General features: G+C 60.3%; 5 protein-coding genes, 3 rRNA genes and 2 pseudogenes (1 of these 10 only partly in view). 3 read left to right on the plus strand and 7 right to left on the minus strand.

The window, feature by feature from the left end; genetic code table 11:
* Positions 1-112 precede the first annotated feature (112 nt).
* Positions 113-451 (plus strand): tryptophan synthase subunit beta, encoded by a 339-nt coding sequence (locus Q1W70_RS09450; RefSeq protein WP_166593095.1) that lies wholly within the window; start codon positions 113-115, stop codon positions 449-451.
* A 43-nt stretch (positions 452-494) separates the two neighbouring features.
* On the opposite strand, the gene lapD is transcribed toward Q1W70_RS09450, so the two are convergent.
* Both lapD and lapG read right to left on the minus strand, forming a co-directional pair.
* A complete protein-coding gene (lapD, locus tag Q1W70_RS09455) occupies positions 495-2,441 on the minus strand; it encodes a cyclic di-GMP receptor LapD (protein ID WP_166593093.1) in 1,947 nt (648 codons plus the stop codon).
* 14 nt (positions 2,442-2,455) lie between these two features.
* Entirely contained in the window at positions 2,456-3,148 is a 693-nt protein-coding gene (lapG, locus tag Q1W70_RS09460; protein ID WP_166593092.1) for a cysteine protease LapG, read from the minus strand.
* 271 nt (positions 3,149-3,419) lie between these two features.
* On the opposite strand from lapG, the gene Q1W70_RS09465 reads away from it, so the two are divergent.
* The gene (locus Q1W70_RS09465; protein WP_166593091.1) at positions 3,420-4,130 is read left to right on the plus strand and encodes a GntR family transcriptional regulator; all 711 of its coding nucleotides are present in this window, start codon (positions 3,420-3,422) and stop codon (positions 4,128-4,130) included.
* A gap of 78 nt (positions 4,131-4,208) precedes the next feature.
* Here Q1W70_RS09465 and Q1W70_RS27280 read toward each other — a convergent pair whose 3' ends face one another.
* On the minus strand, positions 4,209-4,994 hold the full coding sequence (locus Q1W70_RS27280; RefSeq protein WP_371927929.1) for a methyl-accepting chemotaxis protein: 786 nt from the start codon (positions 4,992-4,994) through the stop codon (positions 4,209-4,211).
* A gap of 69 nt (positions 4,995-5,063) precedes the next feature.
* Positions 5,064-6,146: pseudogene (locus Q1W70_RS27285) on the minus strand (HAMP domain-containing protein); the annotation flags it as partial.
* A 252-nt stretch (positions 6,147-6,398) separates the two neighbouring features.
* Between Q1W70_RS27285 and Q1W70_RS09475 the strand changes: the two are divergent.
* A pseudogene (locus Q1W70_RS09475) lies at positions 6,399-6,714 on the plus strand (TonB-dependent siderophore receptor); the annotation flags it as partial.
* A 285-nt stretch (positions 6,715-6,999) separates the two neighbouring features.
* On the opposite strand, the gene rrf (Q1W70_RS09480) reads toward Q1W70_RS09475, so the two are convergent.
* The 3 genes from rrf (Q1W70_RS09480) to Q1W70_RS09490 form a co-directional block, all read right to left on the minus strand.
* Positions 7,000-7,115: ribosomal RNA gene (gene rrf / locus Q1W70_RS09480) — 5S ribosomal RNA — on the minus strand.
* A 109-nt stretch (positions 7,116-7,224) separates the two neighbouring features.
* Positions 7,225-7,340 (minus strand): 5S ribosomal RNA (gene rrf, locus Q1W70_RS09485).
* A gap of 160 nt (positions 7,341-7,500) precedes the next feature.
* Positions 7,501-8,228, minus strand: a 23S ribosomal RNA gene (locus Q1W70_RS09490) (it continues 2,164 nt past the right edge of the window).

Consider the following 8,228-nt stretch of genomic DNA (forward strand, 5'->3'; position numbering starts at 1 on the left):
GGCTTGTTCGGATGACCGCCGGGGTGACGATTTGAGCGTTGCCCCGCATACTCACTTGCGTTGGCCTATGCTGCTGACAGCACGACGCTGGTTCATTCATGAGGGATTGTCGATGTTCTACGTGCAACGTGATGCACAGGGAATGCTGGTGCGCGTAGAGGCTGCGCCTTACGCCGAGGCAACGGAAACGCTGCCCGCCGACCACCACGAGGTCCAGGCCTGGTATGCCAACGAGGTGATGGAAACGAGCCTCAAACAGCTTAAACAGAGTGACCTGGAGATGATCCGGGTGCTCGACGACTTGATTCAGGTGCTGACCAGCAAAGGGGTGATTCGCGTCACCGACCTGCCGCCGGCCGCACAAGCCAAGCTGATGGACCGGACCCAGGCGCGTGAAGCGCTGGGTGGTTTGAGCCATCTGATCAACGAAGATGAAAGCGGGTTGATCTGAGCCCTTGAGCGAACCCGGTCGACGGGTACGCTCACACTCAGGGTTACTGCCAGGGTTTCGGTTCGCCGAACAACTGGCCCTGCACCCCGTACAGCCCCATCTCGCGAATCACCCGCAACTCCCCTTCAGTCTCCACCCGCTCGGCAATCAGCGGCAGGTCGATGCTGTGGGCGGCGCGCTGGATGGCTTCGATGAACAGGCGCTTGTCACTTTCCTGATCGATGGCCCGGATGTAGCTGCCATCGATTTTCAGGTAGGCCAGGCCCAGGCGCGACAGATTGCCGATCATGCTGAACCGTCCACCGAAACGCTGCAGGCTGAGGGAGAAGCCCAGCTCGCGCAGACGCCGGGTCAGGTGTTCGAGCACGGCCTGGTCAGGGAGTTGCTCCTCACCGATTTCCAGGGTCAGGCGTGGCCCCAGGTCCGAATGCTGGCGCAGGATCTCGAAGACCTTGTTCAGCGCCTGCGGGTCCGCCAGGGTCGCCGCGGACAGGTTGAGCGCCAGCGATTGCTCATGGCCGGCCATCTGCGTCAGCACCCCCTCGAGCATCAGGCGGTCGAGCCGCGCCATCCAGCCAAAACGCTCCAGCCACGGCAGGAAGCGCCCGGCGGGAATGGTCTGGCCCTGTTCGTCGAGCAGGCGCGAAAGGACTTTGTAATGCAGCACCAGGTCGGTGTCCTGGCTGGCCACCACCGGCTGGAAGTACAGTTGGAAGCGCTGTTGCTCGAGCGCCTGGTCCAGCAGCCGGTGCCAGGCATGGTGGTCTTCGCCGACCGTCGCGGCGACGTTGTGCTCCAGGCACGCCCAGTTCGACTCGCCCTCGCCTTCCGCTTGCAACAGTGCCTGGTCGGCCAGGCTCAACACCGCCTGCGGTGTATCGCCGTGGACGAACGGTGCCAGGCCGATCGACGCCACCGTTGGCACGTCAGTCGCTCCGGTGGCATGCAGGCTGGCCAACGCACTGTCCAGGCTCTGCGCCAGCTGCTGCGCTTCTTCACGGACCAGTCCTGGCGCCAGCACGGCAAATTCGCCGCCACGGATCCGGGTGACCAGGTTCTGGGTTTCCGGGTAGCGGGCACATTCACGCGATAGCTGTTGGCCGACGGCCTGCAGCAACTGGTCGGTACGTTGCCCGCCCAGGCGCTGGTTGAGGCCCGCCAGGTCCTTGACCCGCAACAGCAACAGGTAACCGGAGCTCGCCTGTTCGGCATTGCTCACCCGGGCATTCAACTGCATCTCGAAATAGCGCCGGTTGGCCAAGCCCGTGAGTGTGTCCTGATAGGATTGCGCACGCAGTTTCTCACTGCGCTCGGCCTGCTCCTGGAACAGCGCCTTGAGCTTTTCGACCATCTGGTTCATGGCCTGCACCACACGCCGTAACTCAGGTGTGCGCGGCAGCTCCGGCAGGCTGAGGAACTCACGCCGGGCAATCGCATGGGACTGCTTGACCATGTAGTCCAGCGGCTTGAGCTGGCGGCGCAGCAACAACGCCCCCAGCACCGCGCTGACCGCGCCACACACCAGCAACCAGCCAAGGCTGCCCAGGGCGCTCTGCCAGAGCTTGGCCACGGCGAACATGGGGTGGCTGATCACCTCGACCCTGGCCGCCTGCTCCCAGCCGCGGCTGACCAAGGCATCGCCACCGGCCGGCTCCAGGCCGATCAGGTTGACGAACCACTGGGGCACCTTGCTGACATCGGGCGTGCCGCTGCGCTCGACGATGGCGGTGTCGGTCTTGAGGTCTACCACACGAATGCTCGCGTAATAACCGCTGTCGAAGATCGAGCTGACCATCAGCTCGACCATCGCCGGGTCGTCGATATTGGGTGTCAGCGACAACGCCAGTGCCGTGGCCGCGTCCTGGGCGTGGGAGCGCAGCTGATTGACGTACTGGGTCCGCGAGCTTTCCAGGCTGACCATGAAGCTGCCGGTGAAGGCGACCACCAGGAATAGGCAGATAGCAAGCAACAACTGTTTGAACAATGACATCTGAGCGCGCGCTCCTAGTGGGTCGTCTCGGCCGGAAATCCTTCGGCCTGCATTTTTTTCAGCACATCCTGCCAACGGGACAGGCGCTTGGTATCGCCGACTTTCTGGTTGCCCTTGGCGCCTGGCAGCCACAAGCCCTGCGCATTGAAGGAGTAGACCGGCAACAGGTCGGTACGCTGGCTGGCGGGCGCGATTGCGTCGACCAGGCTATCGAGCACCAGTGGCATCGCGTCCGGGCTGGCATAGTAGGTCAAGACCATGTGCGCGCGGTTCTGGCGCAGGGCCTTGACGTAGGTAATTCGCAACTTGTCGCTGGAGACCCCGAGATGGCGCAGGCTGAAGTATTTGGCGATCGCGTAGTCTTCGCAATCTCCGGCCCCTTTCCATAAGCCTTCGACCGGCGTTTCCCAGTAATCGACCTGACGCCACAGGTCGATGTCTTCCACGTAACGCATCTGCTTGTTGAAGAACAGATTGACCGCTTTGAGCTGCTCGAGCTCCGGCACTTGCTGCTGCGTGGCCAGCAGGCGCTGCCAGGCATCGATCCGCTGCTTGCCCTCGCCCAACGGCCCGTACAAGGCCTCTGCCCGCCGACTGATCTGTGAGAAGTCCCAATCGGCCTGCAGGGCACCGAGCATGACGCTGCCGATCAGCAGTGCCGAGCACAGCCAACGCCAGGTCAAAGTGAGTGCGCAACGTGCCAGCAATGCGGTGATTCCGAGAAGGCGGTGGGAAATCGATTAATGGTGCAGCCTGGATCGGCAAAAGACAATGGCACGATGCAATCACTGGACGCAGGCTAAACTTGAGGGACCGATCTGGATCACAACGTCGCGTTTGCCATCCTGTCATCCGACACCTATGCCTGTGGCATTAAACGCTCGAAAAAGGCATTGTCTTGCCCGTTTGACAAGCTGGCAACCAGTCACTAGTGTGCATTGGATCCAATATTTACTTTTACTGTCGGAGGGCATTGTCGTGGCACAGAAGCCCAACCCACTCAACAGCATTACCATCAGCGGGCCCATCCCCGCCCACCTGGCCCGCGCGGTCATCGAAGAAACCCTGCGTTCGGCCATTCTCGACGGGCGCCTGCCCTGCGGCACCGCCCTGCGCCAGCAAGACCTGGCCGACCTGTTCGGCGTCAGCCGCATGCCCGTGCGCGAAGCGCTGCGCCAGCTCGAAGCGCAATCGCTGCTGCATGTCGTCGCCCACAAAGGCGCGGTCGTGGCCCCCCTGATAGAAGGTGACGCGACCGAGACCTATGCGCTGCGCATCCTGCTGGAGTGCGAGGCCCTGCGCCTGTCGATTCCGCTGCTCGATGAGGCAGATTTCGCCGAGGCCGCGAGCCATATCGACCACCTGGAAACCGAGACCGATTACGCCGAAATCGGCCGACTCAATCGCCTGTTCCATATGGCCCTGTACCGCAAGGCACCGAACCGCCGCTTGCTGACCTTGATCGAAAACGGCCTGTGGGAAGAAGAGCGTTTCCTGCGCTTCAACCTGGGGTCCATGGGACTTGGCAAGCTCACCCAGGAAGATCACCGCGAACTGCTGCGCATTGCCCAAGCCAGGGACATTGACCAGGGCGTGGCCAAGCTGACGCACCACCTCAATCGCGCGGTGGAGGTCATCACCCGCTATCTGAACAGCATCGAATCCCAGGGCAAGACCTCAACGAACTGATGCTCGCGGGTGCATAGGCGAAAAAAAACGCGATGACCCCGGCCGGGCTCATCGCGTTTTTGCCAGTGCTACGGGGCTTCAGATCTTGAAGCTGTCCACCAGTTGTTTAAGGCGGTTGGCCTGCAGCGACAGGGCGTCGCAATCCTTCAAGGTTTCGTTGAGGTTGGCCACGCCCTGCTGGTTCAGCAGGTTGATCTGGTTGATGTCGACGTTGAGGGTCTCCACCACGGCGGTCTGTTCTTCCGTCGCGGCCGCGACCGACTGGTTCATGCCGTCGATCTCGGTGATGCGCTGGGTCACGCTGACCAAACGCGCACCCGCCTGATTCGCCACTTCGACACTTTCTTCGCTGGAAAGCTGGCTGGCGTTCATGGTCGATACCGCCTCACGCGAACCGACTTGCAGCGAGGTGATCATTTTGTGGATCTCTTCGGCGGACTCCTGGGTGCGATGCGCCAGGTTGCGCACTTCGTCGGCCACCACGGCAAACCCGCGCCCGGCTTCACCGGCACGCGCCGCTTCGATCGCGGCGTTGAGCGCCAGCAGGTTGGTCTGCTGGGAGATGCCTTTGATCACATCAAGAATGTGCCCGATGTTATCGGTACTGGCGTTGAGGGTTTCGATCTGGGTGCAGGACAGGCTGATTTTCTGCGACAGCTCGGTCATCGCCAGGATGGTCTGCTCCACCACTTGGCGCCCGTCGTCGGCCTGCTCGCTGGCGCCGCTGGCGTGTTGCGACGCGTCCGCCGCGTTGCGGGCGATTTCCTGGGTGGCTGCGCCCAGTTCATTGATGGCCGCAGCGACGCTGTTGGTCCGCGCGCTTTGCTCATCGGAGCCGATGATCGAGGCATTGGAGGATGCCATCACCCGTTGCGACAAGTCGTGCACCTGACGGGTGGCCGACGAGACTTCGCTGATGGAGGCATGAATCCGCTCCACGAACTGGTTGAAGGCCCCGCCCAGCTCACCGAATTCATCCTTGCTTTGCACGGCCAGGCGGCGAGTCAGGTCGCCCTCCCCCTGGGCGATGTCCTGCATGGCGCGGCCCATGGTGGTCAGTGGGCGCATCAGCACTTGAATCAGCAGGCTCAGTAGCACGGCAATCGCGGTGACGGCGACGAACATGGCGATCAGGGCTGAGGTGCGGAACTTGCCCAGGGCGGCGTAGGCCTTGTCCCGGTCGATCGACAGGCCGATGTACCACTGCGCATTCGGCAGACCGGTGACGGGGGTAAAGGACAGGATGCGTTCCTGCTGGTTGAGCAGCACGTCCTGGTTGCCCGCACCGACGCGTACGTTGGCGCCTGGATAGATGTCCTTGAGGTTTTTCATCACCTGGTCTTTGTCCGGGCTGACGATCACCTGGCCGTCGGCGCTGACCAGGAACGCATGGCCAATGCCGCCGAAGTCGACCGAATTGATGATGTTGACCAGGGTCGCCAGGCTCAAGTCGCCGCCCACCACACCCAACAGTTCGCCGTGCTTCTTGACCGGCATGGCGATGGTTACTACCAGACCGCCGACTGCGGCCAGGTAGGGCGGGGTCAGCATGGTTTTGTCCGCCGCGACCGCCTGCTTGTACCAGGGGCGCTGACGCGGGTCGTAGCCCTCGGGCATTTTCGCGTCAGGGCGCTGGGTGAACACTCCGTTTACCTGACCGACGTAGGTGAACTGGAAGTTGGAGGTGAAGGCGGGCTGGTCGACCAGGCCCGGGAAGTCGGCGTTGGCGCCTTGGTGCGCGACGTTCTGCGCCAGGTTCTCCAGGACCAGGATCCGTCCACTGAGCCAGTTCTGCACGCTGCTGGCCGTCAGGGCCCCCGCTTGCTGGACGGAGGCGTCGAGGTTTTGCTGGATGGTGTTGCGCTGTAGGTAGTCGTTATACAAAGTGAACAAGGCGAACGCCAGGACCACGACGCCCGAAGCGGCCAACAGGATTTTATGGCTGAACTTGAGATTCATGTCAGGGGGGCTTCTCATGCAAAAGAGTAGGGATGCGTTCCGGGTGCAACATTCCATGTGACGCCATAGGCCGCTCTGTAGCCGCTCTACTTTGGTGCACGCATGTCTCCCCCAGTCTTTCGGCACCAAGCCGGGAAAACTTAGGCTTTTGTGCAGAACCCGGGACAATCTCTACAAATACCCGGCGAATGGCGGGCTAGAGCATTTTCATTGAGAGGAATCGAGGGCGCTGCAGGGCGGACAATTGGGGGGGCAGGCGGTCAGCCAGGACGGCTACAACGCGACACACAGTGAGGTCGCCACCAAGACACCCGTACGAAGCCGCTGTACGAGGCCTATCATCAGGTTCAAGCCACGGTCGGCACTCAGGGCTAACGAGGTGTGGGTTTTGACTTCAGCGGCCTTGTAGACGACGACAAGCGCATTGGCTAGCGCCTGACCGACCTTGTCGACAAATCTGACACGCAGTTCGATCACAACGAGGAAAAGCGCTACGCCCCTGAGCCTCGACTTTACAGACGACACCTCGCTGACACTGCAGGCCTACCTGCAGCACGACCCCGGCGGCAGCTATCACAGCGGCATGCCGGCCGATGGTGTGCTGCATCAGCGTTATGGCCAGCGTACGAAGTTGCCCCCTGAGTACCGACATCGATGTGATCGAAAACAGGGGCAACTCGCCGACGCAGGCGCCACGCCATGTGGATTCGCTGTGGGTGGATTACCTGTTTGACAGCGCGGCACTCGATGGCCTGTGTCTGGGCGTGCTGTATGTCGGCTACGATCTGGGCAAGGTGGGGCTTGACGGGGGTCGACTCTGCTGCAAGCTATGGTGCCTCGCAGAGATTTTAGTGACCTCTGAAACGACAAAACCCCTGTCTGCAATGCAGACAGGGGTTTCGGAATTCAATCTTGACGATGACCTACTCTCACATGGGGAAACCCCACACTACCATCGGCGATGCATCGTTTCACTGCTGAGTTCGGGATGGGATCAGGTGGTTCCAATGCTCTATGGTCGTCAAGAAATTCTGTGTATCGGACCGTTGCGCTAGCAACGTGCCGATGAAATTCATGGACTTCTACATAAACAAAACCCCTACCTGCATACGCAGATAGGGGTTTTGGAATTTAATCTTGACGATGACCTACTCTCACATGGGGAAACCCCACACTACCATCGGCGATGCATCGTTTCACTGCTGAGTTCGGGATGGGATCAGGTGGTTCCAATGCTCTATGGTCGTCAAGAAATTCGGGTACTGAGTCGTGGCCATCTGGCCTCGCTTCAGCAAATTGGGTATGTGATAGCTTTCGGTGTTTTGTGAGTTCTCGAACTTTCGGTTCGTTTCGTCTTCACACACCGCAATCAGATGCCTCTTTCGAAGTCACAAGATTGCTTGGGTGTTATATGGTCAAGCCTCACGGGCAATTAGTATTGGTTAGCTCAACGCCTCACAGCGCTTACACACCCAACCTATCAACGTCGTAGTCTTCGACGGCCCTTCAGGGAACTCAAGGTTCCAGTGAGATCTCATCTTGAGGCTAGTTTCCCGCTTAGATGCTTTCAGCGGTTATCTATTCCGAACATAGCTACCCGGCAATGCCACTGGCGTGACAACCGGAACACCAGAGGTTCGTCCACTCCGGTCCTCTCGTACTAGGAGCAGCCCCTCTCAAATCTCAAACGTCCACGGCAGATAGGGACCGAACTGTCTCACGACGTTCTAAACCCAGCTCGCGTACCACTTTAAATGGCGAACAGCCATACCCTTGGGACCGGCTTCAGCCCCAGGATGTGATGAGCCGACATCGAGGTGCCAAACACCGCCGTCGATATGAACTCTTGGGCGGTATCAGCCTGTTATCCCCGGAGTACCTTTTATCCGTTGAGCGATGGCCCTTCCATACAGAACCACCGGATCACTAAGACCTACTTTCGTACCTGCTCGACGTGTCTGTCTCGCAGTCAAGCGCGCTTTTGCCTTTATACTCTACGACCGATTTCCGACCGGTCTGAGCGCACCTTCGTACTCCTCCGTTACTCTTTAGGAGGAGACCGCCCCAGTCAAACTACCCACCATACACTGTCCTCGATCCGGATAACGGACCTGAGTTAGAACCTCAAAGTTGCCAGGG

The organism is Pseudomonas kielensis (assembly GCF_030505375.1).
Taxonomy (GTDB): domain Bacteria; phylum Pseudomonadota; class Gammaproteobacteria; order Pseudomonadales; family Pseudomonadaceae; genus Aquipseudomonas; species Aquipseudomonas kielensis.

Bases quoted from the DNA above. Each gene is read 5' to 3' on its own strand.
- lapD (WP_166593093.1), bottom strand. From the start codon at position 2,441: ATGTCATTGTTCAAACAGTTGTTGCTTGCTATCTGCCTATTCCTGGTG.
- Q1W70_RS09450 (WP_166593095.1), top strand. From the start codon at position 113: ATGTTCTACGTGCAACGTGATGCACAGGGAATGCTGGTGCGCGTAGAG.
- Q1W70_RS27280 (WP_371927929.1), bottom strand. From the start codon at position 4,994: ATGGCATCCTCCAATGCCTCGATCATCGGCTCCGATGAGCAAAGCGCG.